Consider the following 26,832-nt stretch of genomic DNA (forward strand, 5'->3'; position numbering starts at 1 on the left):
CGGGAAACCGAGTCAATCGAAACGCCGCGGGCAGATTCATCGCCCGCGGCGTTTCGCTGTGCGGTCCCACTCCGGTCGCACGCGCCTAGAACAGGGTGAGAGTCCCTGCTACCGGCGCTTCGGTTGCGACCGACTTCCCTGTGGAGACCGTATTATTTGCGGCTGGCGCCGCGGGTTCTCGGCCCCGAAGCCTCGATTCTTCCCTCCCGCCGGGCACTGCTTCGTCGCACCCTCTGGTCAGTCCAGAATCAAGGCGGCCGAGAACCGGTTCCGGGGCGGCCGGCGCCGCGGGTACGAGCACCCCTTCGCGGACCGCTCGTGCCGCTTCGCCCGCCAGTTTGTCGGCTTGTTCGTTGAAGTAGTTGCCCACGTGACCGCGCACCCAGCGGAAACGCACCGGTCCTTCGCGGCCGGTGATGGCTCGGTCGATCTGCTTGATGATCTCGACGTTCTTCACCGCACCGCCGGTGGAGGTGCGCCAGCCGTTGCGTCGCCAGCTGGTGATCCATTCCGAGGCGCACTTGATGGCGTACTGGGAGTCGCTCTCGATGAGCATCGGTTCGGCGCCGGGGTGGGCGAGGATGGCTTCCAGTACCCCGCGCAGTTCGGCGATCTGGTTGGTGCCGCTGGCCGCGCCACCACTGTCGGCGGGTCCGGAATGATTCACCCATGCCCAGCCGATGGCACCACCGGGATTGCGCAGGCAGGACCCGTCGGTGCTCACGATGATCATGACCGCCACCCTAGGCGATGCGGCCGACAAGATCGGTACCGTGGAATGCCTCTATCTCCCTTCGCAACCGCGATTCCGTTCGGCGCAGTGCCGATTTCGCGGCCGCGTCGACGAGGCCGTGGCACAGGCGGCCGAACAGGCCGCGTGGTGGTGGATAGTCGGCTTCGGAGGTCAGCACCGACCGTTCGTAGCCGAGTGGATCGAATCGCAGGGTAACGGTTCCGTATACCCGCCCACGCAGGGTATACCCGATGACGGCATTGCGCCGATATTCGGTGATCTCCACCGAAGATCGCAGCGGGATCACCCCGAACAACCGGACTTTCACCGCGAACGCGGCGCCCAATCCCTGATCCGGTTCGCCCAGCGGCGCGACGTCGGTGACGCCGAACATCCACTGCGGCCCGTGCCGGAAATCCTCGGCGTAGGCGAAGGCGGCAGCGACCGGTGCGCCGACGTCGCTCGCAAACCTGATGTGGCCCATCGGCCCTCCCTGCTCCGGATGGGTTTCCTCGCCCACGCGTACAGGAGCCAAAAGTACTACAAATCTCCTATTTATTTAGCGGAATGGAGTTGTTCGACCAGGTATTCCGCGATCGGCATCGCCGAAGTGGCGGCCGGGGAGGGCGCGTTGAGCACGTGGATGGAGCGCGGCGTGCGTTCGATGAGGAAGTCGTGCACCAGCGTGCCGTCACGCAGCACCGCCTGGGCCCGGATTCCCGCGCGGTGCGGGAGCAGATCGCCGGTGCCGAGTTCGGGGCAGTATTTGCGGCATTCGGCGAGGTAGCCGCGCTTGAACACCGAATTGCGGAGCTCGCGGATCCCGGTGGTGAGATGGTCGCGGGCCACCCGGCGCACGCCGGCGAAGCTCAGCACGTCGAGGGCGTCGCGTCGGTTCACGCTGCCCTTGCGGTAGCCCTCCCGCGACAGTCCGAGCACCGCGTTGGGGCCGACGGTGAGTTCGCCGTCGATGGTGGGACTCAGGTGAACGCCGAGGAACGGCAGCGCGGGGTCAGGTACCGGATAGATCAGCGTGCGCACCAGATCCGACCGCTCGGCGGGGAGCCGGTAGTACTCGCCACGGAACGGAACGATACGAAAGTCGGTGTCGATCCCGGCCTTTCGTGCCATCCGGTCGGCCTGCAGACCCGCGCACACGATCAGTGTGCCCGCGGTGACCGAACCGCCCGGACCCGAAACCGTGACGGCGGAGACGCTCTCGGTGATCGCGTCGACAGCAGTGCCGAGCAGAATCCTGCCGCCCATCGACTCGACCTCGGCGGCGAGCGCGGCGGTGACCAACGTGTAGTCGATGATGCCGGTGGCGGGCACGAACAGCGCACCGACCCCGGCGATCCGTGGTTCGCGCCGCCGCAATTGCGCCGCGTCGATCGCCTCGACCTCCACGCCGTTGGCGATCGAGCGCTCGTACAGCGCCAGCATCCGCTCGTGTTCGGCGGAATCGGTGGCTACCAGCAACTTTCCGCATTCACGGAACGGAATGTCGTGTGCCGCGGCGAATTCCTTCGTCCATCGCGCACCGGCCCGGCACAGCCGTGCCTTCAAACTGTCCGGGGGGTAGTAGATCCCGGAGTGGATGACGCCGCTGTTGTGCCCGGTCTGGTGCGCGCCGAGCGCGGCTTCCTTCTCGATGAGCACCAGGCTCGCCTCGGGATACCGGCTCAGCAACCGGTGCGCGGTGGCCACGCCGACGATGCCGCCGCCGACCACGCAGAAGTCGTACGCACCGTTCGAGGTGCCGCGAGGAGTCACACGCCGACGGTAGTCGGCAGTTCCTCGGTCGAGGATCGCGGTGCCTCGGCGTCGTCCTCGGCCGATTCCGTGGCGGTGCCGGGGGTCTCGGCCGGTTCGGTGCCGGCGCCCTCGACCCGCAGCGTGTGGCTGCCGAGGCCGGGGTCAGACAGCACGAACACCAACTCGCCACGGCGCGCGTCGAATTCGGTGTGCAGTGCGGTCACGGCGGCCGGATCCACGGCCAGGCCGAGGTATTTCGCCGCCACCGTCACGAGGTTGGTGTCGACGGTGAACGCCACGGTATCGCTGCGCGGCGGTGTCACCTGCGCGCCGACATAGGTGCCGCCGATTCCCACCCGTCCGGTGAGCGGTGAATTGCCCGGTCGCGCACCGACTCCGGATTGCTGCGCGGTGATCGGCGTGCGCGTGGCGGCGGGGTCCGAGCGCTCGGTGGACAGCGTCGGCGCGCCGAAGGACATGGCCAGCTCCACGCCGCCGACGCGGGGTGCGGAGTCCTCTTCCGAGAAGGGGCGGTGGTGGCCGGGGTTCGGCGTCGCGGCCGGTCCTGCGAATTCGGGCGGCGGCGGGGTGAGATCCGGCATGTGATTGACGATGTAGGCGCCCGCGGCCACGGTGAGGCAGAGACTGGCGGCGCCGGAGAAGATGATCGCGGACAGGCGCACGATCTGAGCAGGTCGATGTGCGGTCACGATGCGGTTCCCTCCTGTGGCTGTGGGTATACCCGAGTAGAGCGGGCCCGCATCGTTGAAAGCCACGTGCTGATACCTACGGTACCGAGTACCGCGCGCAGTGACCGCCTCCCACGGCTGAGATCAGAGCCACATCCGAAACGGCGCCGTATCAGTCCTAGTCGGGGCGGGTTTTCGGCTGGGCAAGTGTTTCTCACACCGGGTATCGGGTATCTGAAGAGAGCAGGCGAGCGTCATTCGCGACTGCCACGGTGGTCACCCCCGGCCAACGAAGTCCGGGGCAGTCGGCACGAATGGCGCTCTGAGACTGGCGCTCGCCTGTGTTTATTGGCGCGCTGGCGCGCGCGTGTCCGCGGCCCTGAGGGGCCGCCGGTCAGGCACCGGTGCTTGCTCCTTCGTCGCCTACGCACCGGCGCCTGACCGGCGGCCCGGCCGCGGACCGGCCACTTCGTGGCCGCCGCTCCCTAGGGGTCGCGGGGGCGGGGTTGAGAGTGCGGTTAGGCGAACTGGCCTGCTTCGCGGCCTGGTCCGGGGGGGCCCGCGAAGGCTTGGGCGATGCCGAGCCAGTGGTCGGCGTCCGGGCCCTCGGTGGTCAGGGCGGTGTCTTCGCGGTGGCGGCGTTGGGTCGTTACGAGGCAGAAGTCGATGGCGGGGCCGGTGACGCGTTGGGGCGCGTCTTCGGGGCCCCAGGTCCAGAGGGTGCCGTCGGGGGCGGTGAGTTCTGCACGGAATTCTTCGGTGGGGCCGGATTCGCCGTTGACCAGGTAGGCGTAGTTTCTCGCGCGGACGCTGATGTGGGCGACGGTGCGCAGGCGGGCGGTGGGAACGCGGGTGACGTCGAGCGCGTCGGCGACGTCCTGGCCGTGGGCCCAGGTTTCCATGATGCGGGCCGAGATCATCGACGCGGCGCTCATCGGCGGGCCGAACCACGGCAGTTTGGTGCCCGCGGGGACGGCGGCCAGTGCGGCGATCAGCTGTTCGCGGCCGTTCTGCCAGCGAACCAGCAGGTCGGCGGGTGGGGTCTGGGCTATTTCCTCGGCGCCGTCGTCGACGATGGTCAAGCCGCGCGGGGCCGATTCGGCGAGGAACGCCGCGAAGGCCTCGGCGTCGGTGGCGGCGATCAGCGATACCTCGTCGGTCCAGGTCAGGTGGGCGATCTGGGTGGCGATGTCCCAGCGTGGCGCGGGTGTCGGCGTCTTCCACTGCTCGGGGGTCAGCGGTGTGATCAGGTTTTCCAGATCCGCGCATTCGGCGGCGTAATCGTCGAGCAGCGCTGCGAGGTCAGCCATGGAGTTCCCTTGCCGATCATGGCGCGACCCGGTGCCGGTGCGCCGTCGTCACCAAGAGTCGCAGCGACCGTCAAAAAATGCAAGCACGCGTGCTTGTTATTACCAGCCGAAGGTCAGCAGGTGGAGCGCGCCGACCCCGATGCCCAGCGCCCCACCGTGCAGATACAGCAACCACGCGTCCTGTTCGACCGACGCGTAGAACATCTCCATGAACTCGCCGGGCGTCAATGTCCGCAGCTTGCGCGCCGCGAAGTCGTCGATCTTCTTCGCCTGTTCCAGCACGAACTGTTCGTCCTCGATCATCGTGCGCGCCGAAACCAGCCCGGCGCCCGCACCCGAGACCGCCAGATTCTCGAACTGCTTCTTGCCGAGCGCGGCTCGCACCATGAACGCGGTCGCACCGAGCTGCTTGTGGATCTCCTCCGACACCACCCGCTCGATGAGCTGACGAGTCTTGTCCCCGTTCGGCCCTTCCAAGAGCTCGACGGACAGGTTCTCCACGGTCAGCACCTGGTAGGCCAGGATGTGGGCGAGGTCGGTGGCGGCCTGGGGCTGACGCTTGGCCAGCAACGCCTGACGCCACAGATACTTGTAGCGCGGCTGCGGATCGCCGGGTTCGAACACCATCTTGATCGCGATCACGTTCACCGTCACGCCGATCATGGCCGACGCGAACAGCACGATCACCCAGGCCGGGATCGCGCCGAAGTACGGGATCTTCGAGTGCACATGCAGGTAGAGCGCCAGGATCAAGCCGAAGGGCGCGCCGAGCAGACCGATCCGCGCCATGAACTTGAGCTCGGGCGCGGCGATGGTGGTGGTCAGGTCCTTCAGGATGGCCGGGTTCTTCTCCAGGTACCGGATCACGAAGTTCTTCACGTCGAGCAGCTGGTCGATATTGTCGCCCAGGCTCTCGAACGCGCGCCGGCACAGCGCGGGCAACTGCCGGTCGACCCGCTGGTAGATGGCTTGTTTCACGGGTCTGGGCAGCGAGCGCCACAGGTCGGGGTTCTCCCGGTACATGATCTCGTCGACGATCGGCTGCACCTGATCGCGCGCCCGTTCGGCGAGATAGTCGCCGATCCCGTCGAGGTCGAGCTCATGGATGAAGTCGCGTGGGCTGCCGATCCGCAACAGCGCCGAGTCGACGCAGATGCTCGCCATCTTCTCCGCGCGTGCCGGGATGAAGCCCTGGAAACCGAGCATGCGCCCGTCGCCGGAGAACGTGGGCAGCACCTGCACGCGCCGCGGTAGGTACGGGTACAGCACGTGCAGCATCGGCACCCGGAAGCCCTTGAAGTACAGCGGCCAGAACAGCATCAGCACGCCGGTCCAGTTGGTGAGCCACCCGGCGAGCGCGCTGAAGATGGGAAAACTGATCAGCTCCACGACGAACTTCGACTGCCCCGTCAGCTCTTCCCAATCGATGAAGAGTCCGGAGGCCAGTGTGGTCATCGAGGAGCCCCCTAGTGCTGACGCGCGAAATACGTGAAGAACGTGAGGATAAGGCAATCACATTCTGACCGGTCGTGACGGGGTGTCAACGCAAGTCGGCGCTACGCTGACAAGGCTGTTGTCTGCGTCACTGAGTTCTTCCCCGTCGCCTGTGCAAAGGGAGTCGCTGTGAGCAATGTTCCGAAGAATCATTTCGAGCGTCCGGTCGCGGTGATCGGTGGTGGCACGTTGGGCAGACGGATCGCCCTGATGTTCGCCACCAGGGGCGGCGAGGTCCGCATCATCGATCCCGCCGGCGAGGTCGGCAACGCGGCTGTGGCCTTCGTGGAGAAACAGCTGCCGGAGGTGGCCGCCACGGTGCCCGACGGCAAGCCGGGCACCGCGGAGTATGTGCCCGATCAGGCCATCGGCGTGAAGGGCGCGTGGCTGGTGGTCGAGGCGGTGCCGGAGATCCTCGACCTGAAGAAGAAGGTCTTCGCCCAGCTCGACGCCGACGCGGATGCCGATGCGATCGTCGCCTCGAACTCGTCGTCGTACGCGAGCCGGTTGTTCACCGAGGGTTTGACGACCAACAACCGGATGCTCAACACCCACTTCTATATGCCGCCGCAGTCGACGGTGCTCGACGTGATGTCGGATGGTCACACGTCCCAGGACGTCCTCGACTTCGTCCTGAAGACCTTCCCGGAGTACGGCCTGCACCCGTACCTGGTGCGCAAGGAGTCGACCGGCTTCATCTTCAACCGCATCTGGGCCGCCATCAAGCGCGAGTCGCTCGAGGTGGTTCACGAAGGTGTGTCGATCCCCCACGATGTCGACGAGATGTTCATGCGGAATTTCGGCACCAAGGCGGGTCCGTTCCGGATGATGGACCAGGTGGGCCTGGATGTGGTGCTCGATATCGAGGAGCACTACGAGCAGGAGAACCCGAACCTGCCGAAGGGTCCGGTCGAGTTGCTGAAGAAATATGTCGACGCGGGCAAACTCGGAGTGAAGACGGGTGAGGGTTTCTACGACGACTACCCGAAGCCGAAGCAGGGCTGAGCCCGTGACCGAGCTAGTGGCATTAGACCTCAAAGCAGGTGCGATGCACGCCATTTCGCTCGACGGCAAACACGTGCGCACCGTGGTCGACGGCCTCGATCGATTTCCCGACGGTGTTGTCGTCGACAAATTGCGTGGCCATATCTATTGGACAAACATGGGCACCCCCGACGCGCGTCCCGAGGCGGGCGTCGAACCGGAGTTCTTCTCCCGCAACGGTTCCATCGAACGAGTCGACCTCGACGGCGGCAACCGCACCACGATCGTCCCGATCGGCGCCTTCACCACCGGCAAACAGCTCGCCGCCGATTTCGAAGGGGGCAGGCTGTATTGGTGTGATCGCGAGGGCATGCAGGTCCTCACGTGTGATCTGAACGGTGACGACCTGCGCGCGCTCGTGGTGACCGGCGAGGGCGATGCCGACGCCTACCTCCCGCGCAACTGGTGCGTCGGCATCTGCCTCGACCTGGACCGCCGCCTGCTCTACTGGACCCAGAAGGGCGCGGCCAAGGGCGGTGAGGGCCGGATCTTCCGCACTCGGATGGATCTGCCACCCGGCGCGGATCCGGCCGCCCGCACCGATATCGAGCTGCTCTGGGAGAACCTGCCCGAGCCGATCGATGTCGAACTCCACGGTCTCGGCGATCTCGTCTGGACCGACCGCGGTGCAGCCCCCCACGGCAACGCGCTGTACGAGGCCGAGGTCCAGCCGGAGGTCGGCACCCCGACGATCATCTCCACCGGCTACCGCGAGGCGATCGGCGTCACCGGTTTCGATTCCCGCTTCTATGTGAGCGATCTCGGCGGCACGATCCGCCTGGTCGACACCGGCACCGGTACCGATACCGACCTGGTCCGGATCGGCAGCCCGCTCACCGGTATCGCGCTGGCCGACCTGTAGCGCCGCGGTTCCCGCTCGCGGGCGGGGACCGCCGGCCGCAGGACGGCTTGCACGGCCAGACCGACACACCGGCCGACCGGCATCCGGCTGCCCAGCACGATCAGGTTCATGACGCTGCCGCCCTGGCGTAGATGGCTGCCCGGTCGTGGTGGGTGAGCACCGGGCAGATCTCCACCCGGTCGGGGCCGGGCAGCAGCGCGGGGTCCTCCCCCGGCAGCAGTTCGGTGGCCAGGATCGCCTCGCGTACCGCGTGCAGGGCTTCTTCGGTCTCGGCGATGCCGATCACCATGCCGGAGCCGTCGGCGCGGCGCAGTTCGTAGAAGTCGAGCAGCCCCGGCACTCCTGCGACGGCGGGCTCGATGCGGTTGACGTTGGCGAAGTCGACGGCGGCGAGTTCGGTCGCCGTGCGCGGCTGGTCGAACCAGATGACATGTGCGTACATGATTTCTTCTCCTGAGCTGGGGGAATCGGATAGATCAAGCGTCGCGCCGAACGGCGGCGCGCGGATCAGTGCCGGTACGTATTCGCAGTACTGAACTCGGGCCCGCGCGAGATACTGGTGCGGTGCAGACTCCGGCCGTCGGACGGCATGAGGAGATCGCCCGCCTGCGCGCCGCCGTGGTGGCCGCGGCCTCGGGTGCGGGCCGGTTCGTGCTGGTCAGCGGCACGGCGGGGATCGGAAAATCGTGGTTGGCCGAGCATGTCGTCACGCTGGCCGCCGAGGCGGGATTGCGGGTTGCCCGCGGCAATGCCCTCGACGACGCGGGGATGCCGCCGCTGTGGCCGTGGCGTCGGGTCGCGCGGGAGCTGCCCGAACTGGCCGTCGCGCTCGACACCGTCACCGAACCCGGTGGCGGGCCCGCCGCCCAGCGCTTCCGGATGTTCACCGAGGTCGCCGATGTCCTCGTCGCGGCCGCCGCGCCGTCGGGATTGCTGCTGGTGCTGGAGGATCTGCACTGGTCCGATCCCACGTCGCTGGCACTGCTCACTCACGTGGCGACCGAAACGCCGCGTACCAAGGTGCTCATCGTCGGCACCGCCCGCGAACCGATGGGCGAAACCCTGCTCGCCGACCAGCCCGACTGGCTGCGGCTGCCGCACTTCCAATCCCTGCCGGTACCAGGGCTTTCCGAACACGAGGTTCGCTACTGGCTCGAACAGCGCGGCCTCACCCCGGATCTCGCGCACCGCGTGCACGAACGCACCGGCGGTACTCCCCTGCTGGTCCGCCTGGTCATCGATTCCGATACGGGCGCAGGCGACGACCCCCTGCTCTCGGTCCCCGGAATCCGCCGCCTGATCCTCGCCCAGCTCGACCGCATCGACCCCACCGACATCGAGATTCTCGGTGCGGCGAGCGTGCTCGGTGAACGCATCGATACCGCATTGCTGGCGCAGGTCTGCGGATCGGTGCTGCCGTCGGAGCCCGTTCCGGTTTCCGATCCGGTGGCGAAAGCGCTCGATGCGGCAACCGCGGCCGGCATCGTCCGTCGTTTCGCCGACGACACAACGGGTTTCACCCACGCGTTGGTGCGCGATGCCGTGTACGCCGACCTCACCCCCTCGCGGCGAGCCGCCTGTCACCGCGCGGCGGCCGAGGTATTGAGTGCGCGAGGTGGTCCGGATTCGGCGGTGGCAGGGGCGATCGCGACCCACTGGCGGCAGGCGAGTGGCTGTGCGGACTCCCCGTCCGGTCGCCATTGGTCCCGTCGGGCCGCACGATCGGCGCGCGCGAGTGCCGCCTACGCCGAGGCGATCAGATTCGGGCAGTGGGCAATCGATGCCGCGGGCGTCACCGCCTCCGATGCCGAGCGCGCCGAGCTGCTGATCGAGCTGGCGCGCGACGAGTTCGCCGCCGGTTGGGTGGCCACGAGCCTCGACCACTGCGTCGAAGCGGGCGCGTCGGCCGAACAAGCCGACCGCCCCGACCTGCTCGCGGAAGCCGGCCTGGTGGTCCAGGGCGTCACCACCCCGACCGTGATGACGCAACTGGATACGCTCTGCGGCAAGGCATTACGCCTGCTCGAACCCGACAAGCATCCCGATCTGATTGCCCGCATCCTCGCGCAGCGTGCCCTGTCGGCCGCCGACCGCGGCGCGGGTGCGCGGGCCAGGGAACTCTCCGACCGGGCCATGCGCGCCGCCGCACGGTCCACCGATCCCGACGTCGTCCTCGACGCCATCCACGCCCGCCATCTTTCTCTCGCGGCCGTGGATTTCCTGGACGAGCGAATGGCGCTCGCGGCCAGGGCAATCGAGATCGCGGCCGACGCCGAGCAGCCGCTGGCGCAACTCTGGGGATACGTGTGGACAGCTGACGCGGCCCTGCAACGCGGCGACCTGCTCGCCTTCGACAACGCCCTCGACCACATCGAACTCCTCGCCGACCGCCGCCGCCTCCCGATCGCCCGCTGGCACCTGTTGCGCCTGCGGGCCACCCGCGCGGCCCTGGTCGGCGACTTCCCCGCCGCCCGCGTCTTCGACGCCGCCGCCCACGAACTGGCGGTGGACATCGGCGACTACTCCCTCGCCGGCCTGCACCATGCCTTCCGTGGCATGTACGCCATGATCGTCGGTCACATCGACCGCGACGAGCTCACCGCGGCACTGGCCTCGCTGGCCTTCGCCCCGAAGATCACGATCGCCCAGCTGTTCGCCCCGATGCTGCACGCGATGGCAGGCGATCTCGAGGAGGCGAAGGCCTTGTTCGCGCCGTTCCGCCTGCTGCCCGACACCCTCGAGATCGGCCCGCGCTGGTCCGGCACTGTGTATTCGGTGGGCATCGTGGCCGAATTCCTCGACGACGCCGAGACGGCCGACCGCGTGTTCCGCGCTTTCCACGGCCGCGAACACCACTACGCCGCCGACGGCACGGGCGCGCTCATCTGCGTGGGCTCGATCGCGCGCATTCGTGCCGACAACGCCCGCGTCGCAGGCCACCTCGATGCCGCCGTCGACCTCTACCACCAGGGCCTGGCGATGGACACCGACATCGGCGCCCGCCCCTTCGTCGCCCTCGGCCACCTCGGCCTGGCCCGCACCCTCCTCGCCCGCGGCGACCTGACCGCCGCCCGCGAAGCCGCCGACCGGGCCGCCGCCGCCTTCCGCCGCCTCGACATGCCCTACCGCCTGCGCGCGGCCGACGCCCTGCTCACCGACATCGCCACGGCCACCCGCACCGCCGATCCGCTCACCCGCCGCGAACGCGAAGTGCACGACCTGGTCGCCACCGGCCTGACCAACCGGGAAATCGCGACCCACCTGGTCCTTTCCGAACGCACAGTGGAAACCCACGTCCGCAACATCCTCGCCAAACTCGCCGTCACCAACCGCACCGAGCTCACCCGCGGTTCCCGCTGACCCGAACCCGCCCGCCGTGTTCGCGGCCGAGTCGAGCGCCGAGAACTGCGGCGCCAGCCGCCGGAGATCCAGTTACAGTGACCCAGCAGATGGTCAGCGTTGTGGGAGGGAACCCGGTGGAGCAGGTATTCCAGGTCGACTTGCGGGGCATTGTCGACCTGCTCAGCCATCACCTGTACGGCAGTCCACGGGTCTATGTCCGCGAGTTGCTGCAGAACGCGGTCGACGCCATCACCGCCCGCCACGCCCTCGACCCACAGGCTCGGGCGCAGGTCAGGATCGAGACGCCCGCGAGCACCGGCGACGGCACCATCCGCGTCCATGACAGCGGAGTCGGCCTGACCGAGGCCGAGGTGCACACCTTCCTCGCCACGATCGGCCGCAGTGGCAAGCGCGACGACCTCGGCTTCGCCCGGCACGAGTTCCTCGGCCAGTTCGGCATCGGCCTGCTGTCGTGCTTCCTGGTTGCGGACGAGGCCGAGGTTCTCACCCGGTCCGCGCGCGGCGGCCCTACCGTGCGCTGGACCGGTTTCGCCGACGGCCGCTACCGCGTCGAGCCCGCCACGCGGGAACGTGACGAACCCGGCACCACCGTGATCCTCGCGCCCCGCCGCGGCGCCGAGCAGTGGCTCACTCCGACGACCGTCATCGAGCTGGCGCGGCTGTTCGGTAGCCTGCTGCCGTTCGAGGTCACCGTCGACGGTGAGCCGATCACCGAGCCCGAAGTCCCGTGGCGCGCAACCCACCCCACCCCTTCGGACCGGACGAACGCGCTCGCCGCGTATGCCGAGGACACCTTCGGCTTCACGCCGTTCGCCACCTTCGATCTCGCGTGCGCCGAATCCGGTGTCACCGGTGTGGCTTTCGTGCTCCCGCAGCCGGTCAACCCGGCGGCCAAGGCCGGACACCGCGTGTATCTGAAGCGAATGCTGCTGGCGGAGAGTGTCACCGGTCTGTTGCCCGATTGGGCCTTCTTCGTCCGCTGCGTGGTCGACACCACCGAGCTGCGCCCCACCGCGAGTCGCGAAGCCCTCTACGAGGACGACCTGCTGGAGAGTACGAGGGAAGCGCTCGGCGGCCGGATCAGGGATTGGCTGGTGGAACTGTCCACCTCCGATCCGTCCGCGCTGCACCGGTTCCTGCGCATTCACGATCTCGGCGTGAAGGCCCTCGCCCTGCACGACGACGACATGTTGCGCCTGGTCGACCGCTGGTTGCCGGTGGAGACCAACGCGGGCCAGATCCCGCTCGCCGAATTCCGCCGCCGCTTCGGCGAGGTCCGCTACACCCCGTCGGTGGAGGAATTCCGGCAGCTGGCCGCGGTGGCGAGCGCCGCGGGCATCGGCCTGGTGAACGGCGGCTACTCCTATATCACCGACATTCTCGAGCGCTTGCCCGCGATCGATCCCGAAATTCGCGTGCGCCGTTTGGATCCCGCCGAACTGGCCACCCATTTCGACCTCGTCGATCCGGCGACCGAGCTGGCGCTTCGCCCCTTCCTGACCACCGCCCAGCGTGTGCTCGACCGCCTCGAATGTGAAGTGGTACTGCGCACTTTCGATCCGCCGTCGCTGGCCGCGCTGTATCTGCTCGACCGCGATGCCCAGCATCGCGCCGAATTGCGCGCCACCCGCGAGGTCGCCGACGAACTGTGGGCCGATGTTCTGGGCGCCTTCGATACCGACCAGGCCGGTGACCGTCCACAGCTGGTGCTCAACTACCGGAATCCGCTGGTACGCCGCATCACCGGGCTCGCCGATGCCCGTTTGGTCACCACGGCGGTCGAGGCGCTCTACAGTCAGGCACTGCTGCTGGGCCAGCATCCGATGCGGCCGGTCGACACCGCGTTGCTGAACAAATCATTCGTCGGGTTGCTCGACTGGGCGGTTCACGATCCCCGGGGAGAGCTCTGATGTCCGACGTCAACACCCCCGACGACCTGCAACGGCTGCTGTTCCAGGCCTACGACATGCCCTACGGCGACGCCAAAGACGCACTGCTGGAACAGGTGCTGCGGCACGCGGAGGCGGGGTCGCACACTGAGCTCGCATTCCACGTTCGCATGGCGATGGTCGACGCGTACGGCCACGGGATGAGCCCGGCCAAATTGTTCGTCCCGTTCGCCCGTTGCCTGGCCGAATACGATCGCGACCCCGGCGCCCACGAGTCGTGGGTGGCGCCGTCGCTGCGGTGGAAGTTCAAGACCGCGGTGGGCGCGATGACGAAATTCCCCGAGGTGCCGATGGATCGGGCGCTGGCCGCCCTCGATCAGATGGAACGGCGCTACCGGGTCGAGGGGCAGAGCCTGAACGCGGTGTACGGCCGCAGGCATCGGGTGGCGGTCCACATCGGCGACCGCGACGCTGCCGCGCGGTGGTACGAAAGATGGTGCACCACACCGCGTGACGAGAACTCCGATTGCGAAGGCTGTGACCCCACCAACCGCGTCGCCTGGCTGGCGAGCCAGGGCCGCGATATCGAAGCCGTCGAGCTGGCCGCCCCGGTGCTCGCCGGTGAACTCGGCTGTTCTGAGCAACCGCAGCTCATCCTGACCGAACTGCTGCTGCCCTACCTGCGCACCGGCCAACTCGACGAGGCGCGCAGCGCGCACCGCCGCTCCTACCGCCTCCTGCGCACCAAGCCGCAGGACCTCGCCGCGATCGGCGACCACCTCGAGTTCTGCGCGCTGTCGGGCAATCAGGTGCGCGGTCTGGAACTGCTCGACCGTCACTTCTCCTGGCTCGATCGCGCACCGAGCCCGAAGGACGCGCTGGCCTTCCTGACCTGCGCGGCGCTGCTGCTGCGCACGCTCGTCGATGCGGGCAACGGTGATACGTTGCTCCGCCGTCCGGCCGCCGCCGATCGCCCCGCCGCCGAATCCACCGCGCGCGCACTGCAAGTGGAGCTCACCGACGAAGCACTGGCCATCGCCGCCCGCTTCGACCACCGCAACGGCACCGATCACCAGACGGCGTCGGTCCACCAGAAACTGGCGAGCGAGCCGATCGTCGACTACCTACCGCTGTCCGCGGCCGCCGCGCACCGGGTGCCGGTCGAGCAGGGTCCGGCGGCAGCGGCCGTCGAGATCCCCGAGCTCACCACCATCGAACTGATCGAACGCGCCGAACAGGCGACCACGCGGCACGCTCTCGCCGAACTGCGGGCCCTGGCACAGCGGCTGGCGGCCGAGCCGGAGCCGGCCGATCCCGGCCCGGCCGGGCGACGCGCTTCCGTGCTGGCCGGCGCGGCCTTGCAGACGACCGACCACGACCACGCCGAATCGCTGTTACGCCGAGCGGCGGAGTATTTCGCCGCGACAGGCGAGGAAGATCGCCGCCAGTCCGATCTGGGTCGCCTCGGCCTGCTCCTCAGTAGGCACGGCGACGTGACGGAAGCTGTGGGGCTGCTGCGGGATTCCCTGTCGCATCTGGCGAATTCGCCCGAACCGCACACGAGAGCGGCTGCGACGCTCCGGCTTTCCGGCGGCATGTTCGCACTGTTCGATCGGGGCGAGCTGTCCGACAACGATGCCGCCGAGCTGCCGGCGTTGCTCGACCGTGCCGCCGCCGACGCCGCCGATGCGGGCGACGACATCCTGCTCGGTGATGTCGCCCGGCACCGAATGTATCTGCACCAGAACAACGCTGAACTCGCCGACGCCGCGGCGGCCGGGCAGGAGGCGGTAGCGGCCTATCGCCGGGCCGGTCAGGCGTGGCGGGTAGCCGATGCGGCCCAGTACCTTTCCGGAATTCACCTCGACGCGGGCGATTCGGTCGCGGCGCTGGAGATGATCGATGAGGCGGCGCGGCTGGTCGACGCCGACCTGCCCGGCAGTGTGCGCCTCATCGTGCACGCTCGGCGCGGTGCCCTGCTCATCCACCTGAACCGGGATGAAGAGGCGGTCAGTGAGCTGTTGACCGCCATCGCGATCGGCATCGCGGCAGGTAGTTCGCAGGTGCCGTACGCGCAGTGGGATCTGGCCGTCGCCTACCGCGCCGTCGGCCAGCTGCTTGACGCCGCCGACCAGGCCGAAGAGGCCATCGCCGGGCTGGAGCGCGCCGGGGCCGTCGAGCAGGCCAGGACCTGCCGCTTCCTGCTGGTCGATCTGCATCGCCGGCTGGATGAGGACGAACCGGCACTCACCGTCCTCGATGAGATCATCGAATTCGACCGTGCCACCGGCAATCTCGGCGGCGAATCCTATGCCCTCGTCGAGACCGCCGATCTGCTCGACGTGCTCGATCGCGATGCCGAGGCCGCCGAGCGCTACGTGCTGGCCGCCGAGGTCGCCGAGAGGTTCGGCGATCCGGTGCGCGTCGCCTACTGCCGCTACAGCGCCGCGCTGTCACTGCACTGGACCGGCGACTCCGCCGCCGCGATCACGGCCATCACAGCCTCCGACGACGCGATCGCGAAGCTCGCCGTCGCCCACCCGGCCACCGAACTGCTCACCTGGCACACCGCCCGGCACAATCACAACGCCGCCCGGATCCTGCGCCGCGCGCAACGCCCCGCCGACGCCCTCCCACGCGCCGAGGCCGCCGCCGCGGGTTTCCGCGCCATCGACGCGGGCGACCAGGCCACCCGCTCCGACTACGAGCGCGCTGTACTCCTGATCGAGCTGAACCGCCCCACCGAAGCCGAGAAGATCCTCGCCGAGGCCGTCGCGGAATTGGCCGACGACCACGCCGCCAAGCCGATGCTGTCGGAACTACTGGCCGACACCCGAGCCCAGCTCGCCTGATGCTCACCTGATCCGAAGGAATCACCCGCGATGCAACCGCTCGACCCGAACGATCCTCGGCGGATCGGCGACTACCGACTGCTGGGCGTTCTGGGCGCCGGTGGCATGGGCAAGGTGTATCTGGGCCGGAATCCGGGCGGGCGCACGGTCGCCGTGAAGGTGATCCGCCCGGATCTGATCGATGCGGAGTTTCGTGCGAGGTTCCGTCGTGAGGTCGCGGCGGCTCAGCGCGTCGGCGGCGCCTTCACCGCGCCGGTGCTCGACGCCGATGTCGACGCGCGGGCGCCGTGGCTGGCCACCGGCTATGTCGCCGGGATCTCGTTGACGGACGCGGTAACCCAGTTCGGGCCGTTCGCCGAGCCCGCACTGGGGGCGTTGGCGCATGGGCTCGCCGAAGCGCTCGTAGCGGTGCACGCGGCGGGCATCGTGCATCGCGACCTGAAGCCGTCGAACGTGATGCTCGCGATCGACGGACCCAAGGTGATCGATTTCGGCATTGCCAGGGTGATCGCGGATTCCGCGCTCACGACGACCGGAAAGTTCCTGGGTTCACCGGGTTTCATGTGTCCCGAACAGGTGAGCGGCGAAACCCTCGGTCCCGCCTGCGATGTCTTCGCGCTCGGCGGCGTCGTCACCTTCGCCGCCGCGGGCCACGGCCCCTTCGGCACCGCCGAGGTGATGCAGATGCTCTGGCGCATCGTGTACGAGGAACCCCGGCTCGAGGCCCTCCCTGCCGCCCTGCGACCGCTCGTCTCGTCCTGTTTGGCCAAAGATCCCGCCGCCAGACCGACACCGGAACAAGTCCTTTCGGAACTGGCCCACATCGGCGCTGTCGAACGAACCGGTTGGCTGCCGCCACAAGTAGTCGCACACATCAGTACCAGCGCCGTCCGGCTACTCGACCTGGATTTCGGCCCTGCCGACCCACCCGGCGCATCGCATCCCGATGCCACCGCGACCTCCGCACCAGGCTGGTCGACAGGCACTTCGGTGCCGAACCTGCCGACCGCTACCCACCCGGGAGCGCATTCCGCGGTGATGGCCGGCGAATTCACCCCACAGCCCCTTGTGGTCGCGCACAAGTCCGCCGATACGTTCACCGGTCGCCCACTGTCCGCACCAGCACGCGCCACCCCGTCGCGACGAACCCGAACTCTGCTGATCGCCGCGTCCGCGACGGTCGCGGTGGCGGTCGCGGTCGGTGCCTATCTGATCGGCACCCAACTGAATGCCGAGTCCACCGGCAGCGTCGGATCGAGCACGACCGCCGCCTCGACCTCGGTCGCTTCGAGCTCGACCGAGACCGCACCCAGCTCGACCGGCACCGGATCGGGCACGGCCGCCGTCCCGGCCGAGTTCGTCGGCACCTGGAAGGGCCGCGCCGCCGACGGCCCGGTCCAGTTCGACATCGAACTCACCATCGCCCCCGGCACGGTCGGTCAGGAACTCGCGACCTCGGCCAACACCGGCGCCCTCTCCCGCGACCGCTGCGACCGTGCGGAAACCCTCACCGAGGCCACCGCGCGCCGCCTCACCTTCCGGGCCAGGCTCACCGCCGGGAGCGGATGCTTCGACGACGGCGCCACCTCGACGGTCACTCTGCAACCCGACGGCACGCTGGCCTATCGAACTCCGGGTGTCCTCGGCGGCACCATCGCCGGCTCCCTACGCAAAGGCTGACGATGTACTCCGACCGAACTGGAACAGGTTGCTACGGGATAGCCCGTGATGCCCTCGGCGCGGGTATACCCGGTCGTTCGTCCAGTAGCAAACCTCTACGTGAAACGCCGTGTCACCCCGTCAGCGGGAAACTCCGTCAGTCCATACCCGCAGGTAACGTCGGTCTCGCAAACTCCGCCGTTGCGATCTGGGTCACTAATATGTCAAACTCTCGCCCACACTGTGAAGCCAGTCGGTCTCACAATGTCTGGAAAGGGAGTCGATTGAGCGGGCGGCAGGTGAGCGAAGTTGCCACCGTCCCGACGGCTGCCCGGATGTCAGTCGAACGTGACCAGCGCCAGGGCCGCGCCGGTGAGCAGATCGACCAGCTCGTCGACGGGCGGACGCGACTCGCGCAGCAGCCACTCGTGCGCCACGCCGGTGACCGCGCCCGTGATCAGCGCGGTGGTCAGCTCGGCATCGCCGCGCAGGCGCACCCCCACCCGCGACAACGCCCCCTCGATCAGTGCCGACCAGGCGTGCCTGCGGGTGCGGCGATGGGTCTCCATCCGATCGCTCACCCCGACCACCTCGATCAGCGCCACCTGCGCGCGATACGGGTCGGAGCCCAGCGACTCCAGGTACGCGCCGAAGCCGGCTCGCAACGCGAGCTGCGGATCGGTCGAGCCGAGCGCGACCAGCGCGGTGCCGACCGCGGCCGCCGCGTCGTCCTGGATCCGGTCGTAGGCCGCTACCAGCACGTCTTCGCGGGTTTCGAACTCCTCGTAGAACTGCCGCTTGGACAGCCCGGCCGCCGCGCACACCTCGGCGAGCGAGCACGTGGCGTATCCACGTTCCGCGAAGATTTGCGTCGCTGCTTCCAGGAATCGCAGTCGCCGTTCGGCTTTACGCGCGACGACCGTACGACCCCCATACCGCCTGTCCGCTGTAGTCACCTCTCCAAAGTATCTGAAACCCGGGATAACACTGACCTTTCCGGGTCGCTTCATCTATCCACCGAACAAAGGACGGCCGACCAGTGCTGAGCACCCGAGCATCGCGGACCGCATTGTCCGCCCTCGTACTAGCGGCGGGTGCGGCACTCGTGGCACCCACGCCCACGATGGCTGCCCCGCAGTCCGCCGCGACACAGCCCAGCGTCCCCGCCATCGCCGAGAACGTCCCCTCCGAGACGCTCGCCGCGCTGGCTCCGACGATCGTAGGCGCGATCTCCGCCCCCGGCCCCATCGCCGACGGCGGACAGGCCGCGATTCTGGCCCAGGCACGCGTGCTGCTGGCCACGCCCGGCATCCCGGCGCAGGTCAAGGCCACCCTCGAAAAGGTCATCACCTTCCTCGACGGCAGTGGCGGCGGCGGTCCCGAATTGCCGCCTTCGGACGGTCCGCGCATCGCGCAGTTCCTCTACCCGACCATCGGCAAGGGCTGCATCGGCCCGACGTCGGATTCCGTCGGCACCGCGCTGGCCGTCCCCGGCCCGGCGACGCTGCCGCCGCCCGGACCGGCCGCGGGTCAGACCGGCTTCGTCTTCACCGCGCTCGGCACGAAGACCGCCACGGTCGTGCAGAATCCGCCGATGACGGTGCAGTGGGTCAACCTCGACAACCGTCGCACCGGTACCCAGCCGCTCACCACCGAGGCCGGCATCAACGCCGACGGCCCGGCCACTCTCACCGCTATCGCCGACACCGGTCCCGGCCGGGTCGCGGCAGTGATCACCGGCTCGCTCACCACGGCCACCGCCGACGGTGACCGCACCTGCTCGTTCGCCCCGACCCTCGGTTTCTTCTCCGTCGGCTGAGTCTCGCACCACGCAATTGGAGTTCGATCTATGAAGTTTGTCGTCCCCGGCCTGGTCAGCGGCCTGGCCGGCGCGGTCATCGGGGTGATTGCCGTACTCGGCATCACCGCGGGCGCGCAACAGAATTCGATCCCGGCGCCCGAGGAGTCCGGTGACCCGGGCTCGTCGCTGCTCGGCAACGTGCAGTACGGCTCGCGATGAGCAACGTACGCAGGCTCATCGCCTGCATCCTCGTCGGTCTCGGCGCGCTGCTGCTCGCGGCCGCCGTCATGATTCCCACCTACACGGTCGGCAAGGTCGCCAAGACCCCGCTCGACCTGCGCATCACCACGGTCGCCAAGAGCGTGCCCGGCGAGGAAAGCCTCGTGCTGGACGCGAAGTCGCTCACCGCGACCGAGGGCGCTGCCAAGGTGAACACCAATGTGCCGCTCGTTTCACAGCGCTTCCTGACGGTCGAAGAGCCCTCGGACGCCGACGAGATGACCGTCCAGGCCGGCCAGACCCTGCGTCGCGACGACCAGGACCCCAAGGACGGCCTGCTCACCGCCTCGGTCGACCGAGTCACCATCGACCGCGTCACCGGCGCGCCGATCGACGCCTCGCCCAACGGTTCGATCGCCGTCGCCGCCGACCCCAAGTCGGGCGCAGCGATCCCCACCGAGTCGCAGCGCCGCGGCCTGCAGTACCGCTTTCCGATCGGCACCGAGAAGAAGTCGTACCCGTACTTCGACCTCAACGCCCGCGCCACCTACGACATCGATTTCATCGAGGAGTCGGAGATCAACGGCGTGCCGGTCTACCACTTCCGGCAGACCATCCCGGTGACGAACATGTGGGATGTCGTCAAGCACCCGTCCCACCAGCTCGCCCTGCCCGCCGCCAAGTGGGGCCTCGAGGGCACCGAGCCGGTCACGATGACGCGCTTCTACACCAACACCCGCGACGTGTGGGTGGAGCCGAGGACCGGCGCGGTCCTCAAGGGTGGCGAGAACCTCCACATGTACTACGGCCGTAGCGCCGGACAGGTGGACGTCAACATCCTGAAGTCGCACCTCGTCTTCGACGAAGAGACCATCGAAGCTCAGATGGCCGTCACCCAGGAGAGCCTCGACAAGCTCGACCTGTACGGCAAGACCCTGCCGATCATCCTGGGCATCCTCGCCGCCATCTTCCTCATCGGCGGCGCGGTCCTCGGATTCCTGAGCTCGGGCTCCACCTCGGGCCGTCCGTTCGATCCCCCGACCGAGCGGATTCGTTCCTCGAACCTGTAAGCCACCTGTCCACAACTCGGCCTCCCCCGGTCCTCAACCCGGGGGAGGCCGAGCTGTTTTCCGGGCGGGCGGTTCGGACTGCTGTGCGGTCGAAATCTATGGCGCTACGTCAATAGCGGGAGGGAGCACCCGCCGTGCATCGCGTCGTTCGTGGTCGAACGGACGTTCGCAGTACAGGTGCAGAGTGGACTGGTTGTTCAGATGGTCTCGCACGACGATCCCACCGGCGTGCGCACCGTTGGCGCTCGTGTATCGGTGCTCCAGCAGCCGCATCTTCGTCGCGAATCGTTCACGAAGCTCCCCATACTGTTCGTTGAGGTGAACGTTGTCGAGCAGGCATTGGGAATATGCGTAGCACGCCATAGGGAACAGCAGGGCGGATGCCACGATGTCGGCAATCTGCAGCGCGACGTGCGCGTCCGAGTGCCCGAAGACGGGACTTTCCACAAGACGTGGGTACGGGTTGCCGCCGCTTTTGAATCGCTGTGTCGTCAGTCGATGCACGGCAGGCACATTTTTCGCTTTGGTTCTGGCGTCCAGAATCATGGTTCCGATCGTCTGCGCCGCACGAAGTTGTGCCTCGAACTGTCCGGCGATGCCTGCAACGATCTCGGCATAGATCCAACGACGTAGTGGCTCGTCCCCTTTGACGTGGATTTCGCCAACGATCTTGGCGTTGTGCTGTTCCAGGATGCTCAGTGTGTCTGCGATCAGCGAGAAGACCGCACGGCGGCGATTCCGGCCGCCTGAGCGGATGTTCTTGCGTAGATCGCGGCCCTTGATCTCGTAGGTGATCAATTCGCTCAGTTGGATCCCCGACTCGCTCAACGCGGGATAGAACTTCTTCTTCAACTGAAGGAAGTCATAAACCAGCCCACGGAGCTGCTGATGATCGACGACGATGCCGGCAATAACCAGCACCGGCGGGTCGGTCGGTGTTCGAAGAGCCTGTTCATCGCCTGACTCGTCGAGATAGCACAGCACATCGCGAACAACCCCCCGGTTCGATCGAAACAACTAAGGCCACTCCCGAAAGAGTGGCCTTAGGACCTGCCGCACCGCGTGCGACGATTGCTTATGCGTTGTCAATGCTCTCCCTTGGCAGCGAAAAACGCAAGTCACCGGCATCCTGCGTGTGTCCAGCGCGGCGCCGGAGCGTAGGTTGTCCAGCCTCGGTTCGCTTCGCCCAGCGCCGTTGTTCCCGACGGTGGTTGATCTCAGGAAGTCAGCAGCAGGCGTACCCGGGCTGCTTCGAGGGCTAGATGGTCGCGTTCGGGAATGTTCGTGGCCGCGCGGGACGCTTCGGCGTACAGGGTGGCGGCTTGCTCGAGGTCGCCCGCGCGTTCCAGCAGGTAGGCGCGAACTGCGGTGTGGCGCGGCAGGTCTGGATCGAGACCGGTCAGCGCGGCCAGTCCGGCCTGGGGTCCATCGGCCTCGCCTACGGCGACTGCGCGGTTCAGCCGCACTACGGGGCTGTCGGTGAAGATGAGGAGTTCGTCGTACCACTCCACGATCTGTATCCAGTCCGTTTCGGCGGTACTCGGGGCGTCCGCGTGCAGGGCCGCGATCGCGGCTTGGGCCTGGTATTCGCCCAGGCGGTCACGGGCCAGTGCGGTTTGCAGGATCGTCACGCCCTCGGCGACAAGGTGTGTGTCCCACCGGGATCGGTCCTGTTCGGCGAGTGGAATCAAGCGCCCGCCCTCGGTGCGCGACGCACGGCGGGCGTGGTGCAGCAGCATCAGCGCGAGCAGCCCCGAGACCTCGGGTTCGCCGGTCGAGGCGGCGAGCTGGCGGGTGAGGCGGATGGCTTCGGCGGCCAGGTCGATGTCGCCGCTGTAGCCCTCGTTGAAGACGAGGTAGAGCACCCGCAGCACTGTTGTCGGATCGCTGGGACGGTCGAGCGGTAAGCCCGTGATCCACTTCTTCGCCCGGCTGATCCGTTGCGCCATAGTCGATTCCGGAACCAGGTAGGCCGTCGCGATCTGCCGGGTCGTCAGGCCGCCGACCGCCCGCAAGGTCAACGCGACGGCCGAGCCGGGCGACAGAGAAGGGTGCGCGCACAGGAAATACAGCCACAGCGTGTCGTCCGTGGCGGGCACCGGTCCGGCTTCGGGCTCGGCATCGACCGCGAATTCCCGGCCTCGCCTGGATGTTTCGGCCCGTGTCGCATCGATGAACTTGCGCCAGGCGACGGCGACGAGCCAGCCTTTCGGATCGCGTGGTGGATCGTCGGGCCAGGTTTCCAGCGCCCGGATCAGCGCCTCCTGTACCGCGTCCTCGGCCGCGGCGAACTCGGCCCCGCGGCGGACGAGGATCCCGATCACCGCGGGGACGAGTTCGCGTACCAGCGCTTCGTTCATTCGGTCACCGTGGGCAATTCCGTGTAGAACGGCCGCAGTTCGAGCCACTCCTGCACCGGCTTCCCACCTGCGCCCGGCGCCGCGGACAGCTCCCCGGCCAGTTCGAGCGCCCGGTCGTAGGTTTCGACGTCGATGATCATCCAGCCGGCGATCAGGTCCTTGGTCTCCGCGAACGGCCCGTCGGTGACCGGCGGGCGCCCCTCGCCGTCGGAGCGGACGAACGTGCCCTGCGTGGTGAGCGCCTGACTGTCGACGTACTCGCCCCTCGATTGCAGCCGCGCCGCGAAATCCTCCATGTACCGCACGTGCGCGGTCACCTCCTCGGGCGTCCACTGATCCATCGGCACGTCGTTGACGGACGCGGGAGCGCCACGGTAGTGCTTGAGCAGCAGGTACTTGGCCATGATGTTCTCCTCGGTTCGTGTTCTCCGTGGGTTGTACCCCTGGGACGGAGCCGCCCACGCGTTCTCGACATCCACCGCACAAGAATTTCCGCCGATTATTTTCGCCGTGAGTGAACGGCGCCACCTGCAGGAACAAACCGCCGGGGGGCCATGTTGAGTCAGCAAAGCTCAACTTTGGAAGGGTCGACATGACTTCAGCTCAGAACCTGCCGGTGCTGTTCCTGACCGATCCGATCGTGCTGCCGGGCATGGTCGTGCCCATCGAATTGGACGAATCCGCGCAGGCCGCCATCGACGCCGCCCAGGCGGCCAAAACCGGTTCGGTGCTGGTCGCGCCGCGCCTCGACGAGGGTTACGCGTCCTACGGCGTCGTCGCCACCATCGAACAGGTCGGCCGGATGCGCGGTGGCGCGCCCGCGGCCGTATTGAAGGCCGAGCGCCGCGCCCGGATCGGGCACGGAGTCACCGGGCCGGGCGCCGCGCTGTGGGTGGAGGCCGAACTCGTCGAGGCGGTCGAGCCCGACGAGCGGACCACCGAGCTCGCCGCCGAGTACAAGAAGCTGGTCGTCGCCGTGCTGCAGCGGCGTGAGGCCTGGCAGATCATCGACATCGTCAACCAGCTCGACGATGTCGAGGCCATCGCCGACACCGCGGGCTACGCGCCGTACCTGTCCGATGACCAGAAGCGCGAACTGCTCGAGACCCCCGATGTCGCGGTGCGGCTGACCAAGCAGATCGACTGGATCAAGGACCACATCGCCGAGGTCGAGGTCACCGACAAGATCTCCGAAGACGTCCGCGACGGCATGGAGAAGAGTCAGCGCGAGTTCCTGCTGCGTCAGCAGCTCAACGCCATCCGCAAGGAGCTCGGCGAGGACGAACCCGACGGTGCCGACGACTACCGCACCCGCGTGGAGAACGCCGACCTGCCCGAGAACGTGCGCGCCGAGGCGCTGCGCGAGGTCGGCCGCTTGGAGCGCGCCAGCGACCAGAGCCCGGAATCCGGCTGGATCCGCACCTGGCTCGACACCGTGCTCGATCTGCCCTGGACGGTGAAAACCGAGGACAGCACCGATGTTTCGGCCGCTCGTGCGGTGCTCGACGCCGATCACCACGGCCTCGACGAGGTGAAGGACCGCATGGTCGAGTACCTGGCGGTGCGAACGCGGCGGGCCGCGCGCGGTCTCGAGGTCGTGGGTGGACGCGGATCCGGCGCGGTGCTCGTGCTGGTGGGTCCCCCCGGTGTCGGTAAGACCTCGCTGGGCGAGTCGGTCGCAAAGGCGCTGGGCCGCAAGTTCGTTCGTGTCGCCCTCGGCGGCGTGCGCGACGAGGCCGAGATCCGGGGCCACCGCCGCACCTACGTCGGCGCGCTGCCCGGCCGGATCGTGCGTGCGGTGAAGGAGGCGGGTTCGATGAATCCCGTTGTGCTGCTGGATGAGATCGACAAGGTCGGCTCCGACTTCCGTGGTGACCCGGCGGCGGCCCTGCTCGAGGTCCTCGACCCCGCGCAGAACCACACCTTCCGCGACCACTACCTGGACCTGGACCTCGACCTGTCGAATGTCCTGTTCATCGCGACCGCCAACGTCATGGACACCATCCCCGGTCCCCTGCTGGACCGCATGGAGCTCATCACCGTCGACGGCTACACCGAGGCCGACAAGGTGGCGATCGCGCGCGACTTCCTGGTGCCCCGCCAGCTGGAGCGCAACGCCCTGACGGCCGAAGAGGTGTCGATCACCGACGCGGCGCTGCGCGAGATCGCGGCGAACTACACCCGCGAGGCGGGTGTGCGTCAGATGGAGCGTCTGGTGGCAAAAGCCCTGCGCAAGGCGGCAACTCGCCTGGTGACGGGCGACGCCGCGAGCGTCGGCGACGCTGCCGTGGACGCCCCGCTCGTCGACAAGGGCGCGCTGGGCGAGGGCGCGGTGCTCGGGTACGACCCCGAACTCGGCTACAACAATGTCATCGACATCGCCGCCGGTCCGCAGCCGGTCGGTCAGGTGACGAGCCTGGTGGTCGACCTCGACAACCTCACCGACTACCTCGGCCGTCCCCGCTTCACCCCGGACTCGATGGAGCGCACCTCCGTCCCCGGTGTGGCGACGGGCCTCGCGGTGACCGGTGCGGGCGGCGATGTCCTCTACATCGAGGCCAACGGCGCCGAGGGCGAACGTTCCCTCACGCTCACCGGCCAGCTGGGCGACGTGATGAAGGAATCCGCCCAGATCGCCCTCACCTATGTCCGCTCACACCTGGAGGAAATCGGTATCGAGCCGAAGGTCCTCGATCGCAACATCCACATCCACTTCCCCGCGGGTGCGGTCCCCAAGGACGGCCCTTCGGCAGGCGTCACCATGGTCACCGCCCTGGTATCGCTGGCCCTCGGTCGCCCGGTCCGCGGCGATGTCGGGATGACCGGCGAGGTCACCCTCAACGGCAGCGTCCTGCCGATCGGCGGCGTGAAGCAGAAGCTGCTCGCCGCCCAGCGAGCCGGCCTGAAGACCGTCTTCATCCCGGCCCGCAACGAACCGGACCTGGACGAAGTCCCGGCGGAAGTGCTGGCCGCCCTGAACGTCCGCCCCGTCGCCGACGTGGCAGACATCCTGGCCTACGCGATCGAGCCGATCGCCGAACCCGCCGCTGACGGCAAGACCTTCGCCGTCAGCGCCTGATCTCAGCCGTCAACGGGCCGTGCACAGCTGTGTACGGCCCGTTGCCGTGTCCGGCCTAGCGGCTGACGGTCGGCGGCAGCACCGGGCCTGCGACGGTGACCACGGCCAGTTGGTCGGTGTCGTAGTTGTCCTGGTCGTCGAGGTCGTCGAGGTCGTCGTCAAGGTCGTCGTCGTCGAAACCGTCCGCGTCTTCCTCGGTGGCGGGGGCGAGGTCCTTCTCGACGCGGCGGGTGGTGCCCTGGGCGACCGCGCAGAGGACGGGTTCCTCGCCCTCGGTCTCGGCGTAGACGTCGCAGTGGGTGACGGCCTGGCGGCGGGTGGCGCCGAGGACGGTCGCGTGCACGCGCAGGCGCTCGCCCTGGGCGGGACGCAGGTAGGTGATGGTGAAGCCGCCGGTGAGGACGTTGGGGCCCAGGACAGTGCCCGCGGCGAAGGTGAGGGCGTTGTCGGCGGCGTAGGCGAGCACCCCGCCGTGCACGAAGCCGAACTGCTGGCCGTGTTCGGGCTGGATGTCGATGATGAGAGTGGCTGCGCCATCACCGAATTCGGTGAGTTCGGTGCCGACCAGACGGGCGAACGGCTGCGCGGCTAGTACCTGGCGCGCCAGGTCGAGGTCGAGGGTGGAAGCTTCGGTCGGCATCGGGTGTTCCGTT

At 68.0% G+C, this 26,832-nt stretch carries 21 protein-coding genes and 1 pseudogene; 10 read left to right on the top strand and 12 right to left on the bottom strand.

Annotated elements, in window-relative coordinates:
• Positions 1-85: 85 nt before the first annotated feature.
• The 6 genes from ACFVJ5_RS20965 to ACFVJ5_RS20990 form a co-directional block, all read right to left on the bottom strand.
• Complete coding sequence (locus ACFVJ5_RS20965; RefSeq protein WP_379222323.1) at positions 86-733, bottom strand: ribonuclease H; 648 nt, start codon at positions 731-733, stop codon at positions 86-88.
• A gap of 10 nt (positions 734-743) precedes the next feature.
• Positions 744-1,217: an SRPBCC family protein gene (locus tag ACFVJ5_RS20970; RefSeq protein WP_379222325.1), complete on the bottom strand. Its 474-nt coding sequence runs from the start codon at positions 1,215-1,217 to the stop codon at positions 744-746.
• Positions 1,218-1,288: 71 nt separating this feature from the next.
• Positions 1,289-2,506, bottom strand: a complete 1,218-nt coding sequence (gene lhgO, locus ACFVJ5_RS20975; RefSeq protein ID WP_379222327.1) for an L-2-hydroxyglutarate oxidase — start codon at positions 2,504-2,506, stop codon at positions 1,289-1,291.
• Positions 2,503-3,198, bottom strand: coding sequence for a hypothetical protein (locus ACFVJ5_RS20980; RefSeq protein ID WP_379222329.1), 696 nt, complete (start codon positions 3,196-3,198; stop codon positions 2,503-2,505). Before ACFVJ5_RS20980 ends, lhgO begins: the two co-directional genes overlap by 4 nt.
• Positions 3,199-3,695: 497 nt before the next feature.
• A complete protein-coding gene (locus ACFVJ5_RS20985) occupies positions 3,696-4,487 on the bottom strand; it encodes a TIGR03084 family metal-binding protein (protein ID WP_379222330.1) in 792 nt (263 codons plus the stop codon).
• Between the two features lie 99 nt (positions 4,488-4,586).
• Positions 4,587-5,942, bottom strand: coding sequence for a hypothetical protein (locus ACFVJ5_RS20990; RefSeq protein ID WP_378653593.1), 1,356 nt, complete (start codon positions 5,940-5,942; stop codon positions 4,587-4,589).
• 168 nt (positions 5,943-6,110) lie between these two features.
• On the opposite strand from ACFVJ5_RS20990, the gene ACFVJ5_RS20995 reads away from it, so the two are divergent.
• Together ACFVJ5_RS20995 and ACFVJ5_RS21000 are read left to right on the top strand one after the other, a co-directional pair.
• Positions 6,111-6,986, top strand: coding sequence for a 3-hydroxyacyl-CoA dehydrogenase family protein (locus ACFVJ5_RS20995; RefSeq protein ID WP_379222332.1), 876 nt, complete (start codon positions 6,111-6,113; stop codon positions 6,984-6,986).
• Between the two features lie 43 nt (positions 6,987-7,029).
• Positions 7,030-7,887: a hypothetical protein gene (locus ACFVJ5_RS21000; protein ID WP_379222334.1), complete on the top strand. Its 858-nt coding sequence runs from the start codon at positions 7,030-7,032 to the stop codon at positions 7,885-7,887.
• A gap of 106 nt (positions 7,888-7,993) precedes the next feature.
• Here ACFVJ5_RS21000 and ACFVJ5_RS21005 read toward each other — a convergent pair whose 3' ends face one another.
• The gene (locus tag ACFVJ5_RS21005; protein WP_379222336.1) at positions 7,994-8,329 is read right to left on the bottom strand and encodes a hypothetical protein; all 336 of its coding nucleotides are present in this window, start codon (positions 8,327-8,329) and stop codon (positions 7,994-7,996) included.
• A 122-nt stretch (positions 8,330-8,451) separates the two neighbouring features.
• On the opposite strand from ACFVJ5_RS21005, the gene ACFVJ5_RS21010 reads away from it, so the two are divergent.
• The 4 genes from ACFVJ5_RS21010 to ACFVJ5_RS21025 all read left to right on the top strand — a co-directional run bounded on the left by ACFVJ5_RS21010 (position 8,452) and on the right by ACFVJ5_RS21025 (position 17,671).
• Positions 8,452-11,247: an ATP-binding protein gene (locus tag ACFVJ5_RS21010; protein ID WP_379222338.1), complete on the top strand. Its 2,796-nt coding sequence runs from the start codon at positions 8,452-8,454 to the stop codon at positions 11,245-11,247.
• Between the two features lie 89 nt (positions 11,248-11,336).
• Positions 11,337-13,160, top strand: coding sequence for an HSP90 family protein (locus tag ACFVJ5_RS21015; protein ID WP_379222339.1), 1,824 nt, complete (start codon positions 11,337-11,339; stop codon positions 13,158-13,160).
• The gene (locus tag ACFVJ5_RS21020; protein ID WP_379222341.1) at positions 13,160-15,991 is read left to right on the top strand and encodes a hypothetical protein; all 2,832 of its coding nucleotides are present in this window, start codon (positions 13,160-13,162) and stop codon (positions 15,989-15,991) included. Before ACFVJ5_RS21015 ends, ACFVJ5_RS21020 begins: the two co-directional genes overlap by 1 nt.
• A 30-nt stretch (positions 15,992-16,021) precedes the next feature.
• Complete coding sequence (locus ACFVJ5_RS21025; RefSeq protein ID WP_379222343.1) at positions 16,022-17,671, top strand: serine/threonine-protein kinase; 1,650 nt, start codon at positions 16,022-16,024, stop codon at positions 17,669-17,671.
• Positions 17,672-17,988: 317 nt separating this feature from the next.
• Here ACFVJ5_RS21025 and ACFVJ5_RS21030 read toward each other — a convergent pair whose 3' ends face one another.
• Positions 17,989-18,606 carry a TetR/AcrR family transcriptional regulator gene (locus ACFVJ5_RS21030; protein WP_379222345.1) on the bottom strand — a complete coding sequence of 206 codons (618 nt, stop codon included), beginning with the start codon at positions 18,604-18,606 and terminating at the stop codon, positions 17,989-17,991.
• An 83-nt stretch (positions 18,607-18,689) separates the two neighbouring features.
• Between ACFVJ5_RS21030 and ACFVJ5_RS21035 the strand changes: the two genes are divergently transcribed.
• The 3 genes from ACFVJ5_RS21035 to ACFVJ5_RS21045 are packed head-to-tail and all read left to right on the top strand — an operon-like array spanning position 18,690 to position 20,740.
• On the top strand, positions 18,690-19,469 hold the full coding sequence (locus ACFVJ5_RS21035) for a hypothetical protein (protein ID WP_378634746.1): 780 nt from the start codon (positions 18,690-18,692) through the stop codon (positions 19,467-19,469).
• Positions 19,470-19,499: 30 nt separating this feature from the next.
• The gene (locus ACFVJ5_RS21040; RefSeq protein ID WP_082844323.1) at positions 19,500-19,670 is read left to right on the top strand and encodes a DUF2613 domain-containing protein; all 171 of its coding nucleotides are present in this window, start codon (positions 19,500-19,502) and stop codon (positions 19,668-19,670) included.
• Positions 19,667-20,740, top strand: a complete 1,074-nt coding sequence (locus ACFVJ5_RS21045; protein WP_379222347.1) for a DUF3068 domain-containing protein — start codon at positions 19,667-19,669, stop codon at positions 20,738-20,740. The genes ACFVJ5_RS21040 and ACFVJ5_RS21045 overlap by 4 nt, the downstream gene beginning before the upstream one ends.
• A gap of 96 nt (positions 20,741-20,836) precedes the next feature.
• On the opposite strand, the gene ACFVJ5_RS21050 is transcribed toward ACFVJ5_RS21045, so the two are convergent.
• From ACFVJ5_RS21050 to ACFVJ5_RS21060, 3 genes are all read right to left on the bottom strand, one after another.
• Entirely contained in the window at positions 20,837-21,724 is an 888-nt protein-coding gene (locus tag ACFVJ5_RS21050; RefSeq protein WP_379222349.1) for a DUF3800 domain-containing protein, read from the bottom strand.
• Between the two features lie 233 nt (positions 21,725-21,957).
• Positions 21,958-23,100, bottom strand: coding sequence for an RNA polymerase sigma factor (locus ACFVJ5_RS21055; RefSeq protein WP_379222351.1), 1,143 nt, complete (start codon positions 23,098-23,100; stop codon positions 21,958-21,960).
• Complete coding sequence (locus ACFVJ5_RS21060; protein ID WP_379222352.1) at positions 23,097-23,504, bottom strand: YciI family protein; 408 nt, start codon at positions 23,502-23,504, stop codon at positions 23,097-23,099. Before ACFVJ5_RS21060 ends, ACFVJ5_RS21055 begins: the two co-directional genes overlap by 4 nt.
• Positions 23,505-23,692: 188 nt before the next feature.
• Here ACFVJ5_RS21060 and lon point away from each other — a divergent pair, with 188 nt between their 5' ends.
• Entirely contained in the window at positions 23,693-26,179 is a 2,487-nt protein-coding gene (gene lon / locus ACFVJ5_RS21065) for an endopeptidase La (protein ID WP_379222354.1), read from the top strand.
• Positions 26,180-26,411: 232 nt separating this feature from the next.
• On the opposite strand, the pseudogene ACFVJ5_RS21070 reads toward lon, so the two are convergent.
• Positions 26,412-26,819, bottom strand: a pseudogene (locus tag ACFVJ5_RS21070) (PaaI family thioesterase); the annotation flags it as partial.
• Positions 26,820-26,832 lie beyond the last annotated feature (13 nt).

It is taken from the genome of Nocardia sp. NPDC127606, from assembly GCF_042671725.1.
Lineage (GTDB): Bacteria > Actinomycetota > Actinomycetes > Mycobacteriales > Mycobacteriaceae > Nocardia.